General features: G+C 63.2%; 22 protein-coding genes and 3 pseudogenes. 6 read left to right on the plus strand and 19 right to left on the minus strand.

What is annotated here, in order from left to right; all coding sequences use genetic code 11:
- Positions 1–21: 21 nt before the first annotated feature.
- The 18 genes and pseudogenes from trmB to murJ form a co-directional block, all read right to left on the minus strand.
- Positions 22–795, minus strand: coding sequence for a tRNA (guanosine(46)-N7)-methyltransferase TrmB (gene trmB, locus V1273_RS01505; RefSeq protein WP_442893788.1), 774 nt, complete (start codon positions 793–795; stop codon positions 22–24).
- Positions 795–1,922, minus strand: a complete 1,128-nt coding sequence (locus V1273_RS01510) for a M20 family metallopeptidase (protein ID WP_334408497.1) — start codon at positions 1,920–1,922, stop codon at positions 795–797. The genes trmB and V1273_RS01510 overlap by 1 nt, the downstream gene beginning before the upstream one ends.
- 121 nt (positions 1,923–2,043) lie before the next feature.
- Positions 2,044–2,460 carry a helix-turn-helix domain-containing protein gene (locus V1273_RS01515; RefSeq protein ID WP_334365927.1) on the minus strand — a complete coding sequence of 139 codons (417 nt, stop codon included), beginning with the start codon at positions 2,458–2,460 and terminating at the stop codon, positions 2,044–2,046.
- Between the two features lie 260 nt (positions 2,461–2,720).
- Positions 2,721–4,332: pseudogene (gene lnt / locus V1273_RS01520) on the minus strand (apolipoprotein N-acyltransferase).
- Positions 4,329–5,447 carry a hemolysin family protein gene (locus tag V1273_RS01525; RefSeq protein WP_334408498.1) on the minus strand — a complete coding sequence of 373 codons (1,119 nt, stop codon included), beginning with the start codon at positions 5,445–5,447 and terminating at the stop codon, positions 4,329–4,331. Before V1273_RS01525 ends, lnt begins: the two are co-directional and overlap by 4 nt.
- 1 nt (position 5,448) lies before the next feature.
- Positions 5,449–5,961, minus strand: a complete 513-nt coding sequence (gene ybeY, locus V1273_RS01530; RefSeq protein ID WP_334412148.1) for an rRNA maturation RNase YbeY — start codon at positions 5,959–5,961, stop codon at positions 5,449–5,451.
- Between the two features lie 62 nt (positions 5,962–6,023).
- Complete coding sequence (locus V1273_RS01535) at positions 6,024–7,079, minus strand: PhoH family protein (RefSeq protein WP_035726726.1); 1,056 nt, start codon at positions 7,077–7,079, stop codon at positions 6,024–6,026.
- 4 nt (positions 7,080–7,083) lie between these two features.
- Complete coding sequence (gene miaB, locus V1273_RS01540; protein WP_334408499.1) at positions 7,084–8,502, minus strand: tRNA (N6-isopentenyl adenosine(37)-C2)-methylthiotransferase MiaB; 1,419 nt, start codon at positions 8,500–8,502, stop codon at positions 7,084–7,086.
- 199 nt (positions 8,503–8,701) lie between these two features.
- The gene (locus V1273_RS01545; protein ID WP_334408500.1) at positions 8,702–10,624 is read right to left on the minus strand and encodes an ArnT family glycosyltransferase; all 1,923 of its coding nucleotides are present in this window, start codon (positions 10,622–10,624) and stop codon (positions 8,702–8,704) included.
- Positions 10,625–10,873: 249 nt separating this feature from the next.
- Positions 10,874–11,269: a hypothetical protein gene (locus V1273_RS01550; protein ID WP_334365933.1), complete on the minus strand. Its 396-nt coding sequence runs from the start codon at positions 11,267–11,269 to the stop codon at positions 10,874–10,876.
- Between the two features lie 78 nt (positions 11,270–11,347).
- On the minus strand, positions 11,348–12,010 hold the full coding sequence (locus V1273_RS01555; protein ID WP_442894050.1) for an HAD family hydrolase: 663 nt from the start codon (positions 12,008–12,010) through the stop codon (positions 11,348–11,350).
- A 54-nt stretch (positions 12,011–12,064) separates the two neighbouring features.
- Positions 12,065–12,515: pseudogene (locus V1273_RS01560) on the minus strand (Fur family transcriptional regulator).
- Positions 12,516–12,567: 52 nt separating this feature from the next.
- Positions 12,568–13,053 (minus strand): ribosomal protein S18-alanine N-acetyltransferase, encoded by a 486-nt coding sequence (gene rimI / locus V1273_RS01565; RefSeq protein ID WP_442894051.1) that lies wholly within the window; start codon positions 13,051–13,053, stop codon positions 12,568–12,570.
- On the minus strand, positions 13,050–13,745 hold the full coding sequence (gene tsaB / locus V1273_RS01570; protein ID WP_334408502.1) for a tRNA (adenosine(37)-N6)-threonylcarbamoyltransferase complex dimerization subunit type 1 TsaB: 696 nt from the start codon (positions 13,743–13,745) through the stop codon (positions 13,050–13,052). Before tsaB ends, rimI begins: the two co-directional genes overlap by 4 nt.
- A gap of 87 nt (positions 13,746–13,832) precedes the next feature.
- The gene (locus V1273_RS01575) at positions 13,833–14,402 is read right to left on the minus strand and encodes a NifU family protein (RefSeq protein WP_334365936.1); all 570 of its coding nucleotides are present in this window, start codon (positions 14,400–14,402) and stop codon (positions 13,833–13,835) included.
- 115 nt (positions 14,403–14,517) lie between these two features.
- Positions 14,518–15,012 carry a universal stress protein gene (locus V1273_RS01580; RefSeq protein ID WP_334365937.1) on the minus strand — a complete coding sequence of 165 codons (495 nt, stop codon included), beginning with the start codon at positions 15,010–15,012 and terminating at the stop codon, positions 14,518–14,520.
- Between the two features lie 92 nt (positions 15,013–15,104).
- Positions 15,105–16,157, minus strand: a complete 1,053-nt coding sequence (gene trpS, locus V1273_RS01585; protein ID WP_334379571.1) for a tryptophan--tRNA ligase — start codon at positions 16,155–16,157, stop codon at positions 15,105–15,107.
- A gap of 193 nt (positions 16,158–16,350) precedes the next feature.
- The gene (gene murJ / locus V1273_RS01590; RefSeq protein WP_334379569.1) at positions 16,351–17,895 is read right to left on the minus strand and encodes a murein biosynthesis integral membrane protein MurJ; all 1,545 of its coding nucleotides are present in this window, start codon (positions 17,893–17,895) and stop codon (positions 16,351–16,353) included.
- A 112-nt stretch (positions 17,896–18,007) separates the two neighbouring features.
- On the opposite strand from murJ, the gene V1273_RS01595 reads away from it, so the two are divergent.
- The 5 genes from V1273_RS01595 to V1273_RS33975 all read left to right on the plus strand — a co-directional run bounded on the left by V1273_RS01595 (position 18,008) and on the right by V1273_RS33975 (position 20,755).
- Positions 18,008–19,009 (plus strand): adenosine kinase, encoded by a 1,002-nt coding sequence (locus V1273_RS01595; protein ID WP_334365940.1) that lies wholly within the window; start codon positions 18,008–18,010, stop codon positions 19,007–19,009.
- A gap of 155 nt (positions 19,010–19,164) precedes the next feature.
- Complete coding sequence (locus tag V1273_RS01600; protein ID WP_334408503.1) at positions 19,165–19,371, plus strand: hypothetical protein; 207 nt, start codon at positions 19,165–19,167, stop codon at positions 19,369–19,371.
- Between the two features lie 4 nt (positions 19,372–19,375).
- Positions 19,376–19,576, plus strand: coding sequence for a hypothetical protein (locus tag V1273_RS01605; protein WP_334365942.1), 201 nt, complete (start codon positions 19,376–19,378; stop codon positions 19,574–19,576).
- Between the two features lie 367 nt (positions 19,577–19,943).
- Entirely contained in the window at positions 19,944–20,108 is a 165-nt protein-coding gene (locus V1273_RS01610) for a hypothetical protein (RefSeq protein ID WP_334365943.1), read from the plus strand.
- A 344-nt stretch (positions 20,109–20,452) separates the two neighbouring features.
- Positions 20,453–20,755 (plus strand): LuxR C-terminal-related transcriptional regulator, encoded by a 303-nt coding sequence (locus V1273_RS33975; RefSeq protein WP_442893789.1) that lies wholly within the window; start codon positions 20,453–20,455, stop codon positions 20,753–20,755.
- Here the strand turns inward: V1273_RS33975 and V1273_RS01615 are convergent.
- A pseudogene (locus V1273_RS01615) lies at positions 20,743–21,142 on the minus strand (hypothetical protein). The gene V1273_RS33975 and the pseudogene V1273_RS01615 overlap by 13 nt on opposite strands.
- A 244-nt stretch (positions 21,143–21,386) precedes the next feature.
- Here V1273_RS01615 and V1273_RS01620 point away from each other — a divergent pair.
- On the plus strand, positions 21,387–21,650 hold the full coding sequence (locus V1273_RS01620; RefSeq protein WP_334379567.1) for a hypothetical protein: 264 nt from the start codon (positions 21,387–21,389) through the stop codon (positions 21,648–21,650).
- Positions 21,651–23,040: the final 1,390 nt, after the last annotated feature.

Here is a 23,040-nt window from a genome sequence, read left to right on the forward strand (position 1 = left end):
GTTCCGGCCAGGCGCTGTAATTCAGCAGGTCGCTTTGTCCGACATGGGTGACGTCTGGCCGACCCGCCGAAACCGCAGATACGCCGCCACTCTTCCCTCGCGTTCAGCTTTGCGGCCGTAGCGCGTCATCGTGTAGCGGTCCCAGGGCTTTTGCCAGTCGGCGGCACGCTCGGCGGTCCAGACAAAATCCGGCGAGCGCATCAGATGCGTCAGCGTCCAGGCACAGTAATCGTCAATGTCGCTGACGAAACGAAACTCGCCGCCGTCTTTAAGGATACGCGCCATCGCCTTCACCGTTGCGTCCTGCACGAAGCGCCGCTTCCAGTGCCGCCGCTTCGGCCAGGGATCGGGATGGATCAGGTCGATCCGCGCCAGCGAACGCGGCGGCAGCCAGGCGAGCAGTTCCGCGGCGTCGCCGGCATAGAGCCTGATATTGCCGATGTCGTGTACCTCGATCTGCGTCAGGATCTTGGCCATGCCGTTGACATACGGCTCGCAGCCGATGAATCCGATGTTCGGATAGGCCTGCGCTTCCGCGATCAGATGTTCGCCGCCGCCGAATCCGATCTCGAGCCTGACATCCGTAGCTCGGCCATCGAACAGATCGGTAAGCCGCCCCGGCACAGGCGTCGCAATGTCGAGCGCGAGTTGCGGCAGCAGTTTGTCGATCAGGTCGGCCTGGTGGATGCGGAGCTTGTGGCCCTTGCGGCGGCCAAAGAACGAACCGTGCGCATGTGCCGACGCGCCGTCATCGGGCGGTGCGTCGCGGTCGCCGGTGTCGCGCGGGGCGGTCATCATCGCAGCGTCTGATAGAGACGGTACAACAGCCGCGCCCTCGGCTCGATCGAGGAGATGTACATCTGCTCGTAATGGGTATGCGCGCCCTGGCCGTCGACGCCGAGGCCGTCGAGGGTCGCGGTATGCGGCGCGGTGAAATTGCCGTCGGAGCCGCCGCCGGTCGAGGTGTCGACCAAATCGAAGCCGATCTCCGCCGCAATCGTCCTGGCGTGCTCGTAGAGCGCGGCGCCGGCATTGCTTTTTTCGTATGGCGGTCGATTCAACTCGCCGATCACTCTGACGCTGACGCCCTCGGTGCGCGATTTCAGATTGAGGATTCTTGACGCGAGCTCGTCGGCATCCGACATCGTCGGCACGCGCAAATCGACCTCGGCGTAGGCTTCTTCCGCGATCACGTTCGGCCTGGTGCCGCCGCGGACAACGCCGACATTGACGGTGATACCGCGCGCAAGATCGTTCATCGCCTCGAGCGTCTGGATGACATTGCCGAGTTCGCGGATGGCGCTGCGGCCGTCCTCCGGCCTGGTACCGGCATGCGAGGGCACGCCCCTGATGAAAACCTCGAACCGCCCGACACCCTTGCGTCCGGTGACGATCTTGCCGCCGTCGCGCGCCGGTTCGGTGACCAGCACATATTTGGCCTTGCGTCCCTCGGCCTCGATCAGCGCGCGCGAGGTCGGACTGCCGATCTCTTCATCGGAGACATAGAGCTGCGTGATGCCGAGCGACGGCCGCGCACTGTCGGCGCAGACTTGCCGAAACGCGTGATAGGCGAGATAGGCGCCGCCCTTCATGTCGTAGATGCCCGGGCCGAATGCGCTGTCGCCCTCGATCCGGAATGGCAGCCGCTCGATGAATCCAAGCGGATGCACCGTATCGAGATGGCTCAGCACCAGGTTGCCTGGTTCGTCCTGTCCCCATGACGAGCGCGCCACCAGATGATCGCCGCAGCCGAAATGCCCGGCGATCCGCTCTAGCGTCGCGGGCAGGCCGCGATAGCCTTCAGCGACGAGGTCGACGAGCTTATTGACCTGCTCCGGCGCTTCGGTTGGGCTCTCGATCTCAACCCAGCGGCGGATGCCCTCGAGGATCGGCGCAGGGTCGAAGGGATTGTCTGTCGTCATGTCGTATCCGATACGGCGTCATGCCCCGATGCGCAATTGCACATCGTAGGCCCGCGCCAATGCAGCGCGAAATGACGGCATATTCCGGAATACGAAATTCTCAAACCGTGCGGGATGAAAGTCAGCGCGGGTCCGGGCCGTCGCGCGACGCGATCTGCTCGACCAATTCGACGATGGAGCGGCGCATTTTGGAATCGGTGATGCGCGTGAACGCGCGCGTCAGCGCCAGACCCTCTGACGTCGCGAGGAAATCGGACACGTAGGCCGGAGAGGCACCGTCGCCAAACCCGTCCGCATTCGCTATGCCGCTCGGCCCGCCATCGAACAGAAACGATACCGGCACCTGCAAAATCTCGGAAATCTGCTGCAGGCGGCTGGCGCCGACCCGGTTGGTGCCCTTTTCGTACTTCTGGACCTGCTGGAACGTGAGGCCGAGCGCTTCGCCCAGCTTTTCCTGACTCATGCCCAGCATGATGCGGCGCATCCGGACGCGGCTGCCGACATATTTGTCGACCGGATTGGGCGCTTTGGTGGACATCTGCATCACTCCTAGGATTGCGCGCCGGGAATGAGGCAGTGGAAATTCGCAGTGGAAATTCTATGCCTCAGGCGCGCCGGTACCGTCATATCCTGCTCGGAGGATCGGGTAGAATTGCGGACGATCTGAGCAACGGAAGTGACTGGTTGTCGTTTTTGGCTTGCAAGCGCAGAAAGCGAATCGCAGGCTGTCTGTCAACTGGTGGAACCGCGCACGCAGCTTTTTTAGTAAACCAGTGACAACTCGGTCATGTGCAAATCTCAGGCAGCGTGCTTCGCAACGCGGCGTCTGACGACGACCAACAAGGCTGCGGCCACAATCACGGCCGCCGCGATATCTCCAAGGCGAGCATAAACCGTTGGCGACAGCGCGAACGGCAGGCTGGCATCCAGCACGCCTTCGATGCCGAGGCCGAGCTGTGCCACAATTCGCCCCGAGGGATCGATCACCGCCGAGATGCCGGTGTTGGCGGCGCGCACCATCGGCAGACCTTCCTCGATCGCACGCAGCCGCGCCTGCTGCAGGTGCTGGTAGGGGCCTGTTGAATTTCCAAACCAGCCGTCATTGGTCAGGTTGACGATCCAGCCGGGGCGGTCGTCACGCGCTGCAAGATTTCCGGGAAAAATCGCCTCATAACAGATCAGCGGTAGCGCGCGCGGCGCATTCGGTATCTCCATCGCGCGGAGCCGCGTGCCCGGAATGAAGCCGCCGTGGACTTTTGTAAGCTGCACGAACCCGAGCTTTTCCATCCATTCCTGAAACGGCAGATACTCGCCGAACGGCACCAGATGCAGCTTGTCGTAGACCGACAGCACGCTGCCGTCATGGTCGATCACATAGATCGAATTGTAGGCGCGCGAGACACGCACGCCGGGCGGGGTGTCCGGAGCGCGCACCGAGCCGGTCATCAGCACCGTGCCCTTGGGCAGAAGCTCGGCGATCTGTGCCATCGCGTCGGCTTCGCGCGTCAGGAAAAATGGGGAAAGCCGATTCCGGCCAAATCAGGATTTGCACGTCGCGCACGCCGGTGGACTGCGGGCCTGAAGCGCGGTCGGACAGAGCAAGGTATTTCTGCATCACCTCCGCTTTGGCGCCATAGTTGAATTTGACGTCCTGCTGCAGGTTCGGCTGCATGATACGTAGCTTGACCTTGGTCAGGGCCGTCGGCTGCAGCGACAGCCGCACAGCGCCGTAAATTCCCATCGCCACGAGCAGCAAGAGTGCCGCCACCGGCGCGATCCAGGGCTTGCGGCCGCGCGATGAACCGTCGATCAGCGCCGCCGGGCTGGCAAAGATCGCAACGCTGAGGAAGGTCATGCCCCACAGCCCGATCAGCGACGCTGCCTGCGCCAGGGCCAAGGGCTCCGACAGCGCGTAGCCGAAGGCATTCCAGGGAAATCCCGATAGCACATAGCCGCGCAGCCATTCGCTGACCGTGAGCCCGATCGCGAGCGCCAGAACCCGCGACGCATCCCGCGTCCAGATCAGCCGCGCCAGTGCGAAGCCGAGCGCCGGAAACAAGGCGAGATAGGCCGGCAGGCCGAGCACCGCGAACGGCATCAGCCAGGCAAAGGTCGGCGCGTCGACCAGGAAAGCGTTGCCGATCCAGTAGAGCCCGGGCACGAAATAGCCGAGCCCGAACCAGAAGCCCGCCATCGCCGCCGCCGGCAACCCCCGCCATTTTCCCGCCGCCGCGCCGTCGATCAGCCAGACCACGACCGGAAACGTCACAAACAGCACCGGCCAGGCGTTGAACGGCGCCATCGAAAGAGCCGACATTGCGCCGGCGACGAGCGCAATCGCTGCGCGCTTCCAGCCCCAGGCCAGGATGATCGAAAGTCCCGCGGCGCGGAATTTGCTGGTTGGGATCACTGCGAGCCGGCTCCATCGCCGGAAGCCGGCGGCGTATTGTCATTGGTCGGCGGCGTGCTGGTGTCGGGCGTGGCCTCGCGGCGGCTTCGCTCGCGCGTCGCGCGCGGCGCGGGGCGTTCTTTCCGGATCCCGATCCGCAGCCGCTTGACCCGCCGCGGATCGGCATCGAGCACCTCGATCTCGAAATTGCCCGGACCGGCAATGACCTCGCCGCGCACGGGCAGCCGGCCGACCTGGGACACCAGATAGCCACCGAGGGTGGCGACTTCCTCGCTCCCCTCGCCGGTCACGAACTCCTCGCCGATCATCTTGCGTGCATCCTCGAGGCTGGCGCGGGCATCCGCGATGAAGGCGTTATCTCCCTGGCGGACGATCGATGGCGGCTCGTCGCTGTCGTGCTCGTCGTCGATTTCGCCGACGATCTGCTCGACGATGTCCTCGATCGAGACCAGCCCGTCGGTGCCGCCATATTCGTCCACCACCAGCGCCAGGTGGATGCGCGAGGCCTGCATCTGTGCCAGCAGATCGATCGCCCGCATCGACGGCGGCACGTACAGGAGCTTGCGGATGATGTTGGTCTCGGCCAGAGGCATCGCGAGGTCGACCGCGCGCAGGTCGAGCCCCGCCGGGAACGGCTTCTTGCGCTTGGGCTTGGTGGTATCGCCGACGCGCGCCTTCGCGGTCATGAACGCCAGCAGGTCACGGATGTGAACGATGCCTTCGGGGTCGTCGAGGGTTTCGTTGTAGACCACGAGCCGCGAATGCGCCGCGCTCTCGAACAGGCTCATTAATTCGCCGAGCGGAATATCTCGCTTGACGGCGACGATGTCGGCGCGATGCACCATCACGTCAACGATCCGCCGCTCGTTGAGGCCGAGGATGTTGCGCAGCATGGTGCGCTCGATGGCGGAAAAGCCGGCATCGTCAGGGGTGGACGTATCGAGCACGACCTGAAGATCGGCGCGCACCGATCCCGCCCTCCAGCCGAACAGTGTGCGGATCGCCCGTAACAGCCAGCTCTCGGCGGCCGGACGCAGCACCTCGCCTTCCTGCACCACCACCGGCAAGTTGCGCGTGTTGCGCGGGTTGTCCTGTATCGGGTCGGAGTCCGGCATTTCAGTCCATCCGCCCCCGGTCCGCATACGGATCGGGAATGCCGAGCTGCGCGAGTATCTCCCGTTCGAGATCCTCCATGGCCTCGGCGTCGTCGTCCTTTTCGTGGTCGTGCCCGATCAAATGCAGGAACCCGTGAACCGCAAGATGGCTGAGGTGATGATCGAACGGCTTTTCTTCCTCATCGGCCTCTTTCCGGGTGGTCTCATAGGCGATGGCGATATCGCCGAGCATACGCGGCGCGCCCGCGGCCGGCTGCAGCGCCGGAAACGACAGCACGTTGGTGGGCTTGTCGATGCCGCGCCAGTTGCTGTTCAGCGTGCGGATTCCAGCATCGTCGGTCAGCATGACCGCAAGTTCCGTGTCGCCGACGTCAGCATCGGCGATTTCGGCCGCCGCATTGATGGCGCGATGGATCACCGCCTCGGCCTCCGGCTCGGTCTGCCAGCAATCGGCGACGACGAGAACTTCGGTGAGGGGAAGGACGGACGACACGAGCGTTCCAGCGGTTTGCATTGCAAGGTTGGGGTTGCGGCCCCGGCCTGCCGGCGGCAGGTCCGGGCGCGAAGAGTTTGCGGTCAAGATTTTCCGGTTGCCGGTTTCTGCGGCAATCCCTCATAGGCGGCGACGATCCGCGCCACCAGTTCATGGCGGATGACGTCTTCAGCGGTGAATTTCACCTGCGCAATGCCTTCGACGTTGTCGAGCAGCTTGCAGGCCTCGGCAAGCCCCGAAGCCTGTCCGTTCGGCAGGTCGACCTGCGATGGATCGCCGGTGACGATCATGCGGCTGTTCTCGCCGAGCCGGGTCAAGAACATCTTCATCTGCATCGATGTGGTGTTCTGCGCTTCGTCGAGGATGATCACGGCATTGGTCAGGGTGCGGCCGCGCATGAAGGCCAGCGGCGCGATCTCGATTTCTCCGCCCTGCAATGCACGTTCCACCACTCGCGCGTCCATCAGGTCGTACAGCGCGTCGTAGATCGGCCTCAAGTAAGGATCGACTTTTTCGCGCAAGTCGCCCGGCAGGAAGCCGAGCCGCTCGCCGGCCTCGACCGCAGGCCGCGACAGGATGATGCGATCGACTTCCTTGCGTTCGAACAATTGCGCGGCATGCGCCACCGCAAGCCAGGTCTTGCCGGTGCCGGCCGGGCCGATGCCGAACACCAGCTCGTGGCGTTTCAGCGCGCGGATGTAGGAATCCTGCGCCGCGGTGCGGGCGCGCACCGGACGCTTGCGCAGGTTGATGGTCTCGAACGAGGGTTTTGCGGTCTTGGCGTCGAACTCGAACAGCGAGCCCTGCGCGAGGACGGCGCGGATCGCGCCTTCGACTTCGCCCTGCGAGAGGTCGTGGCCTTGCACGGCCTGTGAATAGAGCGTCTCCAGCACGCGCCGCGCGGCGTCGCAGCCGTCACGCGAGCCGGCGATGGTGATGTGGTTGCCGCGGGAATCGACCACAACGCCGAGCCGCCGTTCGACCAGCGCCAGGTTCTGGCCGTAAGGGCCGACGAGGGCGGAAGCGGCGCGGTTGTCGTCGAAATCGATGACGACTTGGGTCTCGGGCGGAATTTGCATGTCGCGATCAAATTTGCGGCTGGGAGCGAGCGAAGATGAATCCGATGCGCTTTTTGGCAAGGGTTCAGGCTCCCCGAGTTTCTTGAGAAGATCTGGTCATATATGAAAGCACCGAGGATCCGGCCCGCGTTGAGTGGCCAGCGAGTTCGCCGAGCAGGCTGTAACGCTCCAGGCTCTCGATCCTGACCGGCAGCACCTGTCCGATGATGTCGGGCGAGGCAAACACATGCGCGGGCTGAAGATAGGCGGTGCGGCCGACGATCTGGCCGGGATTGCGGGCCGCGCGTTCGAACAGCACATCGACGGTATTGCCAATCATGGCCGTGTTGAAGGCCGATTGCTGACTGTCGATCAATTCCTGGAGCCGCACCAATCGCTCGTCCATTTCAGCCGCTGACACCGTCTCCCGCATGTCCGCCGCCGGCGTGCCGGGCCGCGGCGAATACTTAAACGAATAAGCCGCAGCGTACCCGATTTGCGTGACAAGCGCGAGGGTCGCGGCAAATTCTCCCTCGGTTTCGCCCGGAAAACCGACGATAAAATCCGATGAAAATGCAATATCTTGGCGCGCCGAGCGAAAACGGTCGATGACGCGGCGGTAGTCATCGGCGGTATGCCTGCGGTTCATGGCGGCAAGAACGCGGTCGGAGCCGGACTGCACCGGAAGATGGACGAACGGCATCAGGCCCGCGAGATCGCGATGCGCTGCAATGAGCGAATCGTCGACGTCGCGGGGGTGGCTGGTCGAATAGCGCAGTCGCACGATGCCCTCGATTTCCGCCAGGCGATGCAACAGTCTGCCAAGCGGCCAGGTCCGTCCATCGGGGCCGCCGCCATGATAGGCGTTGACGTTCTGCCCGATCAGGGTGATCTCGCGCACCCCGTTGTCGGCCAGCCGCTTCACGTCATCGACGATTTTTGCGACCGGGCGCGACACTTCCGCGCCGCGCGTATAGGGCACCACGCAGAAGGTGCAGAACTTGTCGCAACCTTCCTGCACGGTGACGAAAGCGGAGATGCCGCGCGCGCGGATCGCATCCGGCTTGGGGGCGGGGAGAAAACCGAATTTGTCTTCGACTGGAAATTCGGTTTCCAGCGCGCGACCTTCGCTCTTCGCGCGCGCCAATAGCTGCGGCAAATGGTGATAGCTTTGCGGCCCGACCACGACGTCAACCGTCGGCGCGCGGCGGATGATCTCTTCGCCCTCGGCTTGCGCGACGCAGCCGGCAACCGCAATGCGCATCTCGCGCCCGTTGCGTGCCGCCTCGTCCTTGGCGACGCGCAGCCGGCCGAGTTCGGAGTAGACCTTTTCGGACGCCTTTTCCCTGATATGGCAGGTGTTGAGGATCACCAGATCCGCATCGTCAGCGCTTTCAGTCTCGACAAAGCCCTCGCCCGCCAGCGTATCCACCATGCGCTGTGCATCGTAGACGTTCATCTGGCAGCCATAGGACTTGATGTGCAGCTTGCGCGGCGGCTTCATGGGACCTTGGATATCGGGCTTGAGTGGCGCCAATCCGGCGCGCGGGGCTTACTTATAGGCTAACCCGTTGAAAATCCAGCGTGTGGGACGTCATTCCGGGGCGATGCGGCAGCATCGAACTATGGGGCGCCCCCTGCGCCCTGAGAATCTCGAGATTCCGGGTCTGGTCCTTCGGACCATCCCGGAATGACAGGCAGGTTCAGTTTGCAGCACCCCAGAGATCGAACAGTTCGGGCGGTGGAACCTCCACCCACTGGTTGCCGAGGTTAATGCGGTAGGGGGTGCTGCTCGAAGGCCCCGATGGACGCCACAATCCTGGATCGACGGGGCGACCGTTGGCACGCAGCCATCGAGCGATCGGCTCGAGCGCCGCCGCCTGCTTCGCGGGCGCCAGGGTAAATCCGCCAAGCATCACGAAGCGCAGTTGCCTGTCGGAGACCAGCCGTTCGATGTCGGAAGGTTTCAGGATCGGATCGTCGCCGAGATATCCGCCCATTGCCATGACAGGCAGGCCGGTCGAGATAATGAGTGGCGCGGCGACGTTTGCGTTGGGAACCGCGACGAGAACGTTTGCGGCCTCGCGATTGGCGATCAGGTAGCCGGTGAGTTTCTTGCGGAAGGCTTCCAGCCGCCATGTCCGCAATGCCACACGTTCAGTATCTGGCGGTGCGAGCAGCGCGCTCATGTTGGCGACCGGCGCCGCTAAGTTCGGGCGCCGCAGAACGACGCTCGCGGCGGTCAATGCCGGCGGAACCAGCAGTGCGCCGATCGCTGTGACCGCGAAGAGTTTCGATAATGTGTTCTGCAGCGGAAATACGTAGAGAGCGGCCGCGCACATCGTGGCGATTCCGACCGATGTCAGCCATGTCAGGCTGAGCCAGTCAGATCCGATCGTCTCGGATTGCGCGGTGCACAGATAAACCTGCCACGCGGCCGTGACCGCGATGATCAGCGGCAGGAATATCCGCGCTGGTGTACCCATCTTCCATCTTGACCAAAGCTCGACGACGGCGATGCCGGAAAGTACCGCAAGCGGTGGACCGAGCACGGCGACATAGTAGATGTGGATCAGCCCGCCCGCAAAGCTGAGCACGATCCAGTACATCACGAGCCAACCGGTCCAGACGGCAGCGGCGATGCGGCGTGACGCCGGCGAGGCCGGAGCCGATGCATCCGACCAGGCGAAAACGAGGCCTGCGAGCGCAAGCGGAAGCAGCCAGGCGAATTGTGTTGCAGCCTTCGGCCGGAACAGGCGGAGAATACCTGTCGGCGAGTCATCCGTCATAACGGGTTGCGACCGGACTTCCGCGCCTGCAGGTGCCGTCTCGCCCGAGACGGCGGGGGAGGGGTTTGCCGAACTCGTGGCGAGGAAGCGGACCGCGCCATTATGCACCAAGGCGAGCTCCAGCATCGAATTGTGCTTGGTGCTGCCCGCATAGGGCCGGTCCCGGGCCGGCGCGAGATCGAAGAAGATCGCCCAAGACAGCGAGACGGCAACAAGGACGACGCCCGCGATGGCCTGTTGTCCGATATGCCAGGTGATAGGCGCGGCCGGCCGGGCGAGGCTGAACGTCAGGGCCACGACCGGCGCCAGCACCAGCGCCGCGCCCATCTTCACGTTGAAGCCGACGCCGATCGCGGCCATTGCGGCGCAGAGCATCGCGAGCCGGCCGGTTTCGGCGGCCCGTATCGCAAGCCATGCGCCGGCCAGCAGCACCAGGATGAGACAGCTCTCGGTATTGTTGGAGCGGTCGACGGCAACATTGACCGGGCTGAGCGCGAGCGCCAGTGCGGCCATGGCTCCGGCCGTCCTCCCCCAATATTTCTGCACGAGGACGTAAACGAAGAGGATCGCGGCCAATCCCGCCATCACTTGCGCGAGCAGAATCGAAAGCCCGCCAAAGCCGAACAGTTTGGCGCTGGCGACCTGCAGCCAGATCGCCACGGGCGGCTTGTCGATAGAGACAAAGCCGGAAGGGTCGAACGCGTTGAAGATGAAATTGTGCCAGCTAGCCAGCATGCTGCGCACGCCGGCGGCGTAATATTGTCGTCCGAAATCGTTCTGCGAAAGCTGCCAGGTTCGCGCAAGCGCAGCCAGCGCTACGATGAGCGAGAGCGGCAAGGCCGTCTTCAATATCTGGCTGTCGGGTAATTTCAGAATGCGCCGCTCCCCTCGCGCAGGTCGATCTGAAATTATCACCTGCGGCGCCGGCGCCCAGTTAACTCGCGGCAAGGTTAGCTCGCGGCAAGGCATCTCATGTCCCGGACGCGTCGCAGCGCATCGCGCCGCAAGCCATCGCGTGTCTAGGACGCGCGTGAACGCACTCTGATCCAGGTCATTGCCAGCTTTGCGCACCCGGCAAGCTGACGCTCACTTGACTCCCAGGACGTCCTTGAGTTCTGCCGCTTTCTTCATGCACCCTGGTTCGTCGCCAGCCTCAGACATCTTGCGGGCTTCGGCCATCAGTTGGTTGGCATGCTCGGCGCTCTTCTGGGTGCTGCTCTTGCTCGTGACTTGTTCCTGATGCGGTGAAGTGGGCTGCACGGCCGCTGCCGTTGATCCGGTGGTTTCAGGCTCAGCGCTCTTTTGCTTACCGGCCAGAACCTCCTCCTGGTGCTTGGTCCCCGGCATTCCCGTTTCGCTCGCGCCCGTCCCTGCGGCAATGATATTCGGTTCGAGGGCCTTCAGTTCCTGGTTACAATCAGCAAACGCTGGCGAAGCGAGGATGAGGGTGAATGCTGCTGCGGTCACTATGCGTGTAGACATCTGAACCTCCTGCTTGAGGTTGTCTCTCGCTCGAAATGAGGGATACAGGAAAACGTCCACCAATATTCAGTGGTTCCTTCAAATCTGGCGACGGTCTGATCTGCAAAGCGCCTCAGCCCCAATCTTCCTGATGAGTCCGGGCAATTGCCGCATATCGTCGAAAACAGCGACGGCTCCGGCATCGCGCAGCCTGTCCCCATAGCCGGGGCGGCAATGGCTGCCACCGTGAAAACCGAGCACGGTCATGCCAGCGGCGCGGCCGCCGGTGACGCCGGGAACGCTGTCCTCAATCACGACGCAGCGTTCCGGTGCGACGTTCATCTGTTCGGCCGCGAACAGAAACAGGTCCGGCGCCGGCTTGCCATGGCGCACTTGCACGGCGGAAAAAATATGCGGCGCGAACCGATCGTACAAACCCGTGCAATTGAGGCTGGCGCTGATCTTCTCCGGCGGCCCGCTCGATGCGACGCAGACGGGCTGCACAATCTGCGCAAGGGCTTCGCCAATGTGAGGCATGGCTTCCAGCGAAGCCGCAAACAACCGGAAAATCTCGGCGTATGTTTGGGAGGCGAAGTCGTCCGGCAGGCTGCGGCCGAGCTCGGTTTCAACTTCGATCGTGGCCTGACGCATCGAGCGGCCGAGAAACCTTTCGAGCACCTGTTCTGCCGTGATTGGATAACCGTGGCGCGTCAGTGTCTCCGCATGCGCGCGGCACGAAATGACTTCGCTGTCGACCAGCACGCCGTCGCAGTCGAAGATGACCAGATCGAGGTTCGGATTCAAGTCGGCACGCGATCAGGATTTGTCGTCGTCAAGCGGCACGCAATAAAGCTCCAGCCGGTGATCGACCAGTTTGTAGCCGAGCTTGCGGGCAATCTCGGCCTGCAATTTCTCGATCTCCTCGGAGGTGAACTCGATCACTTTGCCGTCGCGCAGATTGATCAGATGATCGTGGTGGCTGTCGGGCATCTGCTCGTAGCGCGCGCGGCCCTCGCGGAAATCGTGCCGCTCGATGATGCCGGCATCCTCGAACAGCTTGACGGTGCGATATACCGTCGAGATCGAGATCTTGTCGTCGACCGCGACGCAGCGCCGGTAAAGCTCCTCGACATCCGGATGGTCGGCCGATTCCGCAAGCACACGCGCGATCACCCGGCGCTGCTCGGTCATGGCGCATGCCGGTGGCGGCGCAGCGAGCCTCGATGCCGGTATTTTTTTGCGCAGACGGGGATTTCAGTACGGGCATGACCTTGGGGCCTTGAAGAACATGTCGGGGCTGTTGTGCCACCCTGCGCATATTACGACAAGTCACGCCGCATCAGAAGTGCATTCAATTGCTCCCCGCCGGGTTGCTGATAGTAGCGTTCCCGGCGGCCGACGACCTCGAAGCCGGCCCATTCATACAGCCGCCGCGCCGGCTGATTATTTTCTTCAACCTCGAGGAACACCTTGCGCACGCCGCGGCCGGCGAGATGGCCGAGATGCGTCAGCAACAGGTTGCGTGACAGGCCGCGGCCACGCTCAGTCGCGTCGATGGCGATCGACAACAGCTCCGCCTCGTCGGCCGCCATGCGCGACACCGCAAAGCCGATGATCTTGCGCCCGAGCCTGAGACGGTGCGCGAGCGTGTTGCGCTCGGTCAGCATCACCTCGAATTCGCCTTCGCCCCAGCCGCGGTGAAACGATGCGCCGTGCAGTTGCGCCAGACGTCGCGCATCGCGCGGAATGGCCGGTTCGATCACCGAAGTGCCGCCGCCCCACCATTCGGTGAACCAAGTCATCATGATGTCGGCGGCTGCGATGCGTCGGATAACGCATTTTTCGGCGGCTTGGCGTCGGGGGCGCGCAGATAATAGGGCCGTGCCGGTGAGCTGTCGGGATTGACCGCGGCGCCCAGCCACGCCACCCAGGCGATGTCCGGCGCGGCCTGCTGATTGATTTTGAAAGGCGGCGGCGCATCGGCGGGCCAGCGCTCGGCCATCATTTTCGCTGCATTGCCGACCAGATGCGGCGCGCCGAAGCGCGCCGCATCGAGCGCTTCGGCGATCGGCGCCACCTTCGGCTTGACCAGCGAACTGCCGTCGCCGCCGAGCACCTGGAAATAGACGTGATCATGCCGCGCATCGATCGCGGCGATGACGGGATGTTCGCTGCTCTCGCTGACGATGGGGGCGGCAAACACGGTCAGTGTCGTCACGCCTACCACGGGCTTGCCGGCGGCGAGTGCAATACCACGGGCGGCGGATAGGCCGACACGCAATCCGGTGAAGCTGCCCGGACCGGTCGTCGCGGCGACGCGGTCGAGCGCGGCAAAGGCAACGCCGGACGCCTTCATGACGCGCGCGATCAGCGGCATCAGCGCCTCGGCATGACCGCGCTTCATCGCCAGCGATTCCCGTGCGATGACGCCGCCCGCGGTGTCGAGCACGGCGGCGGCGCAGGCATCGAGCGCGGTATCGATGGAAAGGATCAGCATGAGGGGGCGAATAGCGAATGGTGAGTGACGAATAGATTATCGATATCCGTCTCTATTCGCCACTCGCTACTCGCCATTCGCGTCCCCTTACATCGGCCGGACTTCGACCACGTCAGGCACGAAATGCCGCAACAGATTCTGGATGCCGTGCTGCAACGTCGCCGTCGAGGACGGGCAGCCGGAGCAGGCGCCCTTCATGTTGAGATAGACGACGCCGTCCTTGAAGCCGCGGAAGGTGATGTCGCCGCCGTCATTGGCCACTGCCGGCCGCACCCGCGTCTCGATCAGGTCCTTGATGGTCGCCACCGTGTCGGCGTCGGCCTCGTTGAAGAACTCGCCTTCCTCGTCCGCCGCCTCGTCATTGCCGACCGTGCCGTCCGCCAGCAGCGGCGCGCCGGACATGTAGTGCTCCATGATGGCGCCGAGGATCGCGGGCTTGAGGTGTTGCCAGTCGCCGTCCGCCTTGGTCACGGTGACGAAATCGTAGCCGTAAAACACGCCGGAGACGCCTGATACACCGAATAGTCGCTCGGCAAGCGGCGAACGGGCGGCGGCTTCGCGGCTAGAAAATTCCATCGTGCCGGTGTCGAGCACGGTGCGGCCAGGTATGAATTTCAGGGTGGCGGGATTGGGCGTGGCTTCGGTCTGAATGAACATTGGTTTTCTCCGGCGTCGCCGGTTCAAGGCCGGCGCGTGGGGTGTCCCATAGCAGATGGCGACCGCCGGCGCACGGTCAAGGGGGAAATCAGAAATTCTCTAACCAGATCAAGCCCTAAGACAGCCCGTCAATCTCGGGATCGCTGAGATCGCCGGGGACGATGACGACCGGAATCGGGAACGAGCCGGCGGCCTGGGCCATCATGCTGATCAGCGGCCCCGGCCCCTCGGGACCCGGATTGGCCGCCAGCACCAGCATCGAAATATCGACGTCCTGGTCGATCACGTCGAGAATCTGGGTGGTGGGATCGCCCTCGCGAATCACCCGTTCGGGCGTGATCGCGGCGATGCCGTTGGCGCGGCCGGAGGCGCGGTCGAGCGCCTCATTGGCGGCGTCCTCGGCCTCGGCGCGCATCAGGTCGGCGACACCAAGCCATTGCTGGTTCTGGTCTTCGATCGCGATGATTCGCAGCATCACCACGCCGCCGCCGACGCGCACCGCCCAGCGGCTGGCGTAATACACCGCGCGGTCCCATTCCGCGGTGTCGTCAACGATGACGAGGCATTTCGGTTTGTGACCCGTCTCGTAGCTTCGTCGCTGGGTGGTCATGCATGTCCCGGTGCTGCGCCAAACCGCCGCATGCTGCCACGGCGCAGCCGCTTTCGACAAGCGGCGACGCTGTTGCAACGCAGTGGCGAGCGCTAGCTCTTTCGGATGAAACCGACGATGTCCCGCGTCGCCCGCATGGTTTCGTCGGCGAGGACGCGCGCGCGGTCGGCGCCATCGACCAGGATCTTGTCGACATGGCCGGGATCGGCGACCAGCCGCTTCATCTCGGAGGCGATCGGCGCGAGTTTTGCCACGCAGAGTTCCACCAGTGCATTCTTGAAGCTGGAGAACTGCCCGCCGCCGAATTCGCGCAGCACGTCGGATTTGCTGCGCTCGGCCAGCGCCGCATAGATTCCGACGAGATTGTCGGCCTCGGGCCGGTTCTCCAGGCCCTTTTCCTCCGACGGCAACGGTTCCGGATCGGTCTTGGCCTTCCGGATCTTCTGCGCGATCAAATCCGCATCGTCGGTCAGGTTGATGCGCGAATTGTCCGAGGCGTCCGACTTCGACATTTTCTTGGTGCCGTCGCGAAGCGACATCACCCGCGTCGCCGGGCCGGTGATAAAGGGCTCCGGCTGCGGGAAGAACAGGCCGTCGTTGAAACCGTGGCCGCGTATAGAATCGCCGAAATCGTTGTTGAACTTCTGCGCGATGTCCCGCGACAGCTCCAGATGCTGCTTCTGGTCCTCGCCGACCGGCACATGGGTGGCGCGGTACAGCAGAATGTCGGCCGCCATCAGCACGGGATAGTCATAGAGCCCGACGGAGGCGTTCTCGCGGTCCTTGCCGGCCTTCTCCTTGAACTGCGTCATGCGGCTGAGCCAGCCGATCCGCGCCACGCAATTGAAGATCCAGGTCAGCTCGGCGTGGCCGGCGACCTGGCTCTGGTTGAACACGATATGCTTGTTCGGATCGATGCCGGCAGCGATGAAGGCCGCCGTGACCTCGCGGGTGTTGCGGGCCAGTTCCGCCGGGCCGCCCCAGACGTCCATGCCCATCGTGATCGCGTGCATGTCGACGACGCAATAGATGCAGTTATGAGTTTCCTGCATCTTCACGAAGTTGACGATCGCGCCGAGGTAATTGCCGAGATGCAGATTACCGGTCGGCTGGACGCCCGAAAAAACCCGTTCAACAAAAGCCATTGTCAGCTTCCCCAAGGATCCTGTTTCGGATGCCTGTTTCGCGCCGTCGTTTGCCACGCAGGGGCTATCAGCGCAAGTCAGGCATGATCCGGAAAAGTGGGTACCGGTTTTCCCTCGGGACAAACGCGAAGCGTTTGCCCGGAGATCATGCCCAAATCAAAGAGATAGAGCAGGATGACAAAGTCATCGTGCTCTACCCCTTTGTTTGCCTGACGGCGTTAACCGCGTCGCGCCAGCCGATGACGCCGAAAAGCCTTAAGAGCAGGCCGTAAATCGCAATTCCTGCCGAGATCACGACCAGCAGCAGGATGGCCTGCACAAGGCCGTGTGCGCCCGAGGTGAGGGAAGGCAGCGACCGCGTCGCAAGCCACAGCAACGCGCCCATGGCGAGCGCGGATAGCGCGATGCGCGGCAGCCGCCGTTTTGCTTCCCTGTCGATCGAAAACCCGAAGGTTTTCGCGCCGCGGCGGATCAGGCTGAACGCCATGCTCCAGGCGCCGACAGCAATGGCCGCCGCGATGCCCTCAGTGCCGTACCAATGGCTGAGCAGGAAGGCAGAAGCGATCGCCAGCACCACGCCTTTCAGCGCGGCGGTCAGCGGCGTCATCGTATCCTCGCGCGCAAAGAACGCCGGCGACAGTGCCTTCACCAGCACATGCGCCGGCAGCGCCAGCGTCAGCCACATCAGCGCGCGGGCGGTGGCTTTGGTGTCATCGGCGGTGAACGCGCCATGCTCGAACAACAGCCGCACGATCGGCGCAGCTAACACGATCAGGCCGAGCGTTGCCGGCAGTGCGAGGCCAACCGCGAGTTCGAGGCCGCGCGATTCGGCGTGAGCAACGGCGGCACGGTCCTCAGCCCGCACCGCGCGCGTCAGCTCCGGGATCAATACCGTGCCCATGGCGACACCGACAATGCCGAGCGGCAGTTCGACCAGGCGGTTGGCGAAATAGAGCCACGATACCGCCGACGGCGAGGAAGACGCGATGATCGCGCCGGCCACGACAAGCAATTGCGGCGCGCTCGATGCCATCATGCCCGGCACAGCCTTGCCGAGAAAGCCGCGGATCTCCTTGTCGAACGAGACGCGCAAAGGTGTCGCGATGGTCTCGCCACGGCGCAGCACCAGCACGGAGAGTTGCAACAGCCCGGCGATGCCGACGGTCGCGGCGATGATCTGCGCGGCCCGTGTGGCATCCGGCTGCACGGCCAGCAGCACGGCCATCACCGCGATCAGCGCGATGTTGAACAGCAGCGGCGAAAACGCCGTCAGCGCAAATCGCCCCTGTGCGTTCAAGAGCGCCATCATCACCGTCACCGGACCGGCAAAGGCGAGGTAGGGCAGCATCAGCCGCGCATTGTCTGTCGCGAGCTGCAGCGTCTCGCGGCCGGCAAATCCCGGCGCCAGCACGGTGATGATCAGAGGCATGACGAGCGCCATCAATGCCGTGGCTGCGATCAGAGCAGCCATGATCGTGCCGAGCACCCGGCCCGCATAGGCCGCCGCAGCCGCCACGCCGCCGCTCTCGCGCACCCGCAGCCAGGCCGGCACCAGCGCAGCGTTCAGCCCGCCCTCGGTCAGCAGCCTTCGCGCCACATTGACTAGCTGAAACGCCGCCAGGAACGCATCCGCCACGGGCCCGGCGCCAAGCAGCGCGGCGAGCACGGAATCGCGCACGAAGCCGAGCAGCCGCGAGGCCAGCGTTCCCGAGGATACCGTGAGGAAAGGGCGGATCATGGCGGGCTGTATAGCAGCAGCTTCCCTTGCTGGCGCTACGCCGATCTGGTAGGCCGCAGCCTTCTTAGCCGTGCTCGGCTTCTTCGCGCAACGCCGTAAACAGGACGGGTGGATGACTGACGCAAAATACGACGTTCTCGCTATCGGCAATGCGATTTTCGACGTCTTCGCGCAAACCGATGAGAAATTTCTGGCCGATCACGGCATGACCAAAGGCGGCATGGCGCTGATCGACGAGGCCCGCGCCACCTCGATCTACCGCGACATGGGGCCGGCGACGGAGGTGTCGGGCGGATCGGCCGCCAACACCATCGTCGGCATCGCCAATTTCGGCGCCCGTGCCGCCTATGTCGGCAAGGTCAAGAGCGACCAGATCGGCGGCCTCTACACCCACGACATCCGTGCCGCCGGGGTCACCTATGAGACCAGGGCGGCTGAAGCCGGCCCGGCCACCGGCTGCTCCTACATTCTGGTGACGCCGGACGGCGAGCGCACCATGAACACCTATCTCGGCGCGGCGCAGGACCTGAGGCCGGCCGACATCGACGAGGCGCAGATTGCGGCATCGCGCATCGTCTATCTCGAAGGCTATCTCTGGGATCCCCAAAACGCCAAGGAAGCCTTCGTCAAGGCAGCGGGCATCGCCCATGGCGCCGGCCGACAGGTGGCGCTGACGCTGTCGGACTCCTTCTGCGTCGATCGCTATCGCGACGAGTTTCTCGATTTGATGCGCAAGCGCACCGTCGATCTGGTGTTCGCCAACGAGGCCGAACTGCACTCGCTGTACCAGACCTCGGATTTCGAGGGCGCGCTGAAGCAGCTCCGCGAGGATACCAAACTCGCCGTCGTCACCCGCAGCGAGAAGGGCTGCGTCGTGGTGTCGTCCGATGGCGTTGTCGCGGCGCCCGCATTCCCGATCGAAAAGCTCGTCGACACGACAGGTGCCGGCGACCTGTTCGCCGCCGGCTTCCTGTTCGGCCTGGTGCGCAATGCGAGCCATGAGACGTGCGGCCGGCTGGGCGCGCTGGCGGCAGCGGAGGTGATCCAGCACATCGGCGCAAGGCCGCAGGTGTCGCTGAAGGAATTGGCGGGGCAGAACGGGCTGCCGGTGTAGGCGGCGAAGGTCTTTCCACTCGTCATGGCCGGGCTTGACCCGGTCATCCACGTCTTCCTTCCTTGCTGCATCTCAAGAGCATGGATGCACCGATGTCGCTCCAATGAGCGGTCTACAGGCTTCCGATCAGGCGCAATTTCGCTTAGAAGTTGATCGTGAACGAAGCCGCGTTGCACCCGAAGGACAAGGCCGTCAGCAAGGTCCGCGACAAGCCGATCCCTGAGCCGCTGAAGAAGAAGCCGTTCGATGCGAAGGCGTGGTTCGCGCGTCTCGATGGGCTTGGTGGACGCGATTTCTTGCCAGAAGGTATCCCCGACGAACCGCCGGCTGAGCCGGACCCGTGCGTCTTCTTCGACGAGTGATTTGATGAAGGATAATTATGATTTCTTGACCGCAAAGCGCGGGAAGTTCTTTCGGGAAGGCGCGCGCCTGGTGCCGCCGATCCACCTGGACCCCGAGGTGCTTGACTATCTCTCCGAGCGGGCCTTGGCTGGGGGAGTCTCGTTGAGTTCGCTGGTAAACGCGCTGTGCAAGAAGGGCATCGAACTGATCGAAGCGGCAAAGTAGCCGCCGCGCATCAACTTCGCTATGCGCAGTCCGATCACGCGATTGCTTTCTAGCCCCAGCATCATCCAGTTCCACATGCTGTGATTCCTAGCCAAGGCGTTGATTTGCACGGCGGCACGCCGTTAGGAATCACATCGACGACCACGGTGTGCACGACGTCCAATCAAAGCCGCGTGGCTGTCATGACGGGCACAATCTGCTCGCTCATTCCCTCCTGAGCCTCCCTTGGCAACACACGTCCCTATGACCACCGACCTTGCAAGGGTTCCTTCACCTTGATCTAGGGAACACCCGAATTGGCAATAGCCGGGGCTCGCTTCGCGTGAAAAATCAGACTGCCGCTGCTGGGGGCCAACGGAGATATCCGATGGGTGTGGTAGGCTGGCGCTTTGCGCATGTGAAGAGAACTATCCGCGTCCGGGCGGCCCTTGTGGGCCTACTCGAAGAGTTGCCTTTTATCTGCCCGGTGGTCGTAGCAGTCGGCTCGACGGTCATGATCGTAATCAAGCTCTGCAAGGATTTGCCGCAGTGAGGCCGCCCGACCGCCAAGGCGCTCGTGTGCACGCCTTTGTGTGCCGATCGGCATAAAATATAGCCGACATTGCGCGACTGCAAATATCCTCAAACGGCGCGGTCGCGCGGTCCCGGCACCAATACCCCCCTCGTCAAAGGACCCGCGAAACGAGGAAGCCCATAACCTTTGAGTTGCCGACTGGCACAAAACTGCACATGCCATCAGCCGCCCTAGGGTGTATGGTTTCCGACGCGCAGTAAAGTTGGGGTACGGGCCATGGCAGACGACCTTACGTATCGCATATGCGTGACCGTAGGTGGCTTGATCCCCGTCGTGTTGGTCGCAATCGCAGTCTTCGCTTGATGGACAACCCGATACTCAGCCCGCGTGAGAAGCGCCTCTTGCGGCGTCTAGCCCGAGGCCGGTCTGACCATGCTATTGCGGTTCAGATTGGAGGAAGAGAAGATCAGGTTGGCGAACAGCGGAAGCGCCTGTTGCAGAAACTGCAAATCAGTTCGCAGTCTGAGATCGCAGAAGCCGCCGCGCGGTTGGCGTTCTGGCCATCTCACAGGGCCGCTGACGAGTTGGCTCTCCTTGGCCGAAGCGCAGGGAGGACGGCGGCCACGAACCGCCGTCCTGAACTTCGGTTGCATCAATACCGATAAGGATATTGCCCCGGACAAATGTACTGTCCGTAGCTGTCATAGTAGCAGCCGGAGTTGTAGTAGCCGTAGGCGCCCGCCGCAGCGGCTGCGCCCACTGCGGCAGCGCCATAGCCCCCAACCCGGGCGATAGTAGCCGCGGCCATAACCGGGGTAACCCGCGATCGGACGGCCGGGACGACCCGCGATCGGACGCCCCGCTATCGGATGCGCTGGCCGCGCAATGCGTCCGGCATGTATGCCACCGGCATGCATGCCGCCGCCGTGAAAGCCGCCTCCACCGCCACGGAAGCCGCCGCCTCCGCCACGGCGCGCATACGCATCATCGGGAATGAGAGTTGCAGTGAGCAGGACAAATGCCGCTAGACCGGCGAGAATATATTTGAGCATCATGCTCCTCCCGACCTTGGAGTTCGCGAGCGAGACTGCTGCGCCGCCTGCAGGCGACGTTGATGTAGATCAACGTTTACCCGCGGCGGCCGGACGCTAACTGAAATCGCGGCGCGTCACCTAGCCCCGGCACACGCTCCCCTCGGACGACCTTGGTCTCGATCCCCACAATCAAGAAAGGCCAAATCGTTCGGAAGTCCGCGGCCGTTCCACGCAAGTCATCGTATTACAACGGAGCATGCCGATGTGGGTCCTGATGTACGTCTTCTCCTACTCAGTTAGCCCGGCCGCCACCAACGACAGGGCGGAATGGCGGCTCCTTCCGACCGTGGTGTTTCAAGAGTTCTCGAACGAAGAACGATGCAGGGCGGCTAAGTCGGCGCTTGAAGGAAGTTTAAGGGACGCCGGAGACAAGCTGAGAAGCGGCCTAGAAGACTTGAAGACCATTGGCAAAGCTGACCCGGCGCAGATTATCATTGCCTATCATGTGGAATGCCTTCCGAAATGAAGGCGGCAGCCACGGGGCTGAAGACATCAAGCATTTGCCGTGAGGTCTACTTATGGCCCATCGGCGCAACGCCATTGTGTACCGATCTGCATAAATTTAGGGCGATGCAAAGAACTTCAAATACGTTTCCAGTGGGCCATCGCGCGGTCCCGGCACTAACCCCTCCCTATCGGTAGTACCTGCAAGCAATGAATGGGCGCACACCTCGCCCTCACCATCGCCAGCCGTGGCGCGCGCATCACGTCGACCTCGACCACGACCACAGCGGCAGCGTCACGACGGCAGCGGCAGGTGATCTGTTTCGCCAGGCGGCACGCCTGACCAACAATTGTCCCTATGGACAATTGCACGCTTCGGTTTTGTCGTCTTTTATGGGCGGGCGTATCACCCAGCCCGATATGCCCTCGGCAACGGTCCCGTAGCTGCCGCCAGTTGTGGGACTGTTGTTGGGGGGCGAGACCACCGAAATCATGCATGGCGTCGCGCGCTAGCGCTCGCACCGCATCGACCTTGTTGTCAGGGTTCGATGACGGACGGCATCCCGCACGGGAGCGAGACAGGCACAGAACAACGACTCGCATCGTCGCCGCATCACGGCTACCAAAGCTTATTTTGGACAGACAAGCTCAATGACGGCGCCCCACGATCTTCGCCCGGCTCGGCTAGTGGACCCACAGGGCTACGAAGGCACAGGCGAAGCCCACCACTAGGAGGCCTGAGGCTGCAATTGTGACTAGGTCAATTGACCAGTGATGGCCGACCAAATCGAGGTGTCTGGAGTGATTTTCGTCCCGATATGTCTGAAGGCGCATGGCAGCAGCACCTCCTCGTGCGCGTCTGGCACCTAATTCAATCGGCTGTTGCTAAAATAGTTCCCTGCGTCGCCCCAACGTTGCCGGTGACCCAAATCCAACACCGTGGCGGATGTGGATATTCGGTGCGCCGATCTCGCCAAATCCCACCGGAGACCATTTCGTGCGCGCGCCGCGTCGACCGAACGAACGCAGCGCCCGTTCGCACATTCTGGCAGATTTTGCAGACACAAGATCACGAAGTACGCCGTAAAACCATTGCGCAGGGAAGGCCGGATGCTCTCCGCTGGACCTGTATGCTCGTGTGCGCGTTCTTTTTGCGCAATTGCACACGAGACCGCGGGTGCAGCGCGCACCCGGTCTTCCCTGCGCCCTCTTTCTCAAGGGGCGCGAAAGATAAGGGCAAAGCTCGGGCGGAACGCGCCGCGAGATCGCGAAAGCATGTTAGTAGATCAATGCGAATCTATCTCAGCCGTCATTGCGAGGAGCGACAGCGACGAAGCAATCCACCTTTCCGCATATGCGGCACGATGGATTGCTTCGCGGAGCCTGTCATCGGGCGCGCGTTCGCGCGACCC

It is taken from the genome of Bradyrhizobium sp. AZCC 1721 (genome assembly GCF_036924715.1).
Classification (GTDB): Bacteria; Pseudomonadota; Alphaproteobacteria; order Rhizobiales; family Xanthobacteraceae; genus Bradyrhizobium.

Excerpts from the sequence above, each read along its gene's own strand:
- trmB (WP_442893788.1), bottom strand. The coding sequence starts at position 795 with ATGACCGCCCCGCGCGACACCGGCGACCGCGACGCACCGCCCGATGAC.
- V1273_RS01510 (WP_334408497.1), bottom strand. The coding sequence starts at position 1,922 with ATGACGACAGACAATCCCTTCGACCCTGCGCCGATCCTCGAGGGCATC.
- V1273_RS01515 (WP_334365927.1), bottom strand. The coding sequence starts at position 2,460 with ATGTCCACCAAAGCGCCCAATCCGGTCGACAAATATGTCGGCAGCCGC.
- V1273_RS01525 (WP_334408498.1), bottom strand. The coding sequence starts at position 5,447 with ATGCCGGACTCCGACCCGATACAGGACAACCCGCGCAACACGCGCAAC.
- ybeY (WP_334412148.1), bottom strand. The coding sequence starts at position 5,961 with ATGCAAACCGCTGGAACGCTCGTGTCGTCCGTCCTTCCCCTCACCGAA.
- miaB (WP_334408499.1), bottom strand. The coding sequence starts at position 8,502 with ATGAAGCCGCCGCGCAAGCTGCACATCAAGTCCTATGGCTGCCAGATG.
- V1273_RS01550 (WP_334365933.1), bottom strand. The coding sequence starts at position 11,269 with ATGTCTACACGCATAGTGACCGCAGCAGCATTCACCCTCATCCTCGCT.
- rimI (WP_442894051.1), bottom strand. The coding sequence starts at position 13,053 with ATGATGACTTGGTTCACCGAATGGTGGGGCGGCGGCACTTCGGTGATC.
- tsaB (WP_334408502.1), bottom strand. The coding sequence starts at position 13,745 with ATGCTGATCCTTTCCATCGATACCGCGCTCGATGCCTGCGCCGCCGCC.
- V1273_RS01575 (WP_334365936.1), bottom strand. The coding sequence starts at position 14,402 with ATGTTCATTCAGACCGAAGCCACGCCCAATCCCGCCACCCTGAAATTC.
- V1273_RS01580 (WP_334365937.1), bottom strand. The coding sequence starts at position 15,012 with ATGACCACCCAGCGACGAAGCTACGAGACGGGTCACAAACCGAAATGC.
- trpS (WP_334379571.1), bottom strand. The coding sequence starts at position 16,157 with ATGGCTTTTGTTGAACGGGTTTTTTCGGGCGTCCAGCCGACCGGTAAT.
- murJ (WP_334379569.1), bottom strand. The coding sequence starts at position 17,895 with ATGATCCGCCCTTTCCTCACGGTATCCTCGGGAACGCTGGCCTCGCGG.
- V1273_RS01595 (WP_334365940.1), top strand. The coding sequence starts at position 18,008 with ATGACTGACGCAAAATACGACGTTCTCGCTATCGGCAATGCGATTTTC.
- V1273_RS01605 (WP_334365942.1), top strand. The coding sequence starts at position 19,376 with ATGAAGGATAATTATGATTTCTTGACCGCAAAGCGCGGGAAGTTCTTT.
- V1273_RS01610 (WP_334365943.1), top strand. The coding sequence starts at position 19,944 with ATGGGTGTGGTAGGCTGGCGCTTTGCGCATGTGAAGAGAACTATCCGC.
- V1273_RS33975 (WP_442893789.1), top strand. The coding sequence starts at position 20,453 with ATGGACAACCCGATACTCAGCCCGCGTGAGAAGCGCCTCTTGCGGCGT.
- V1273_RS01620 (WP_334379567.1), top strand. The coding sequence starts at position 21,387 with ATGTGGGTCCTGATGTACGTCTTCTCCTACTCAGTTAGCCCGGCCGCC.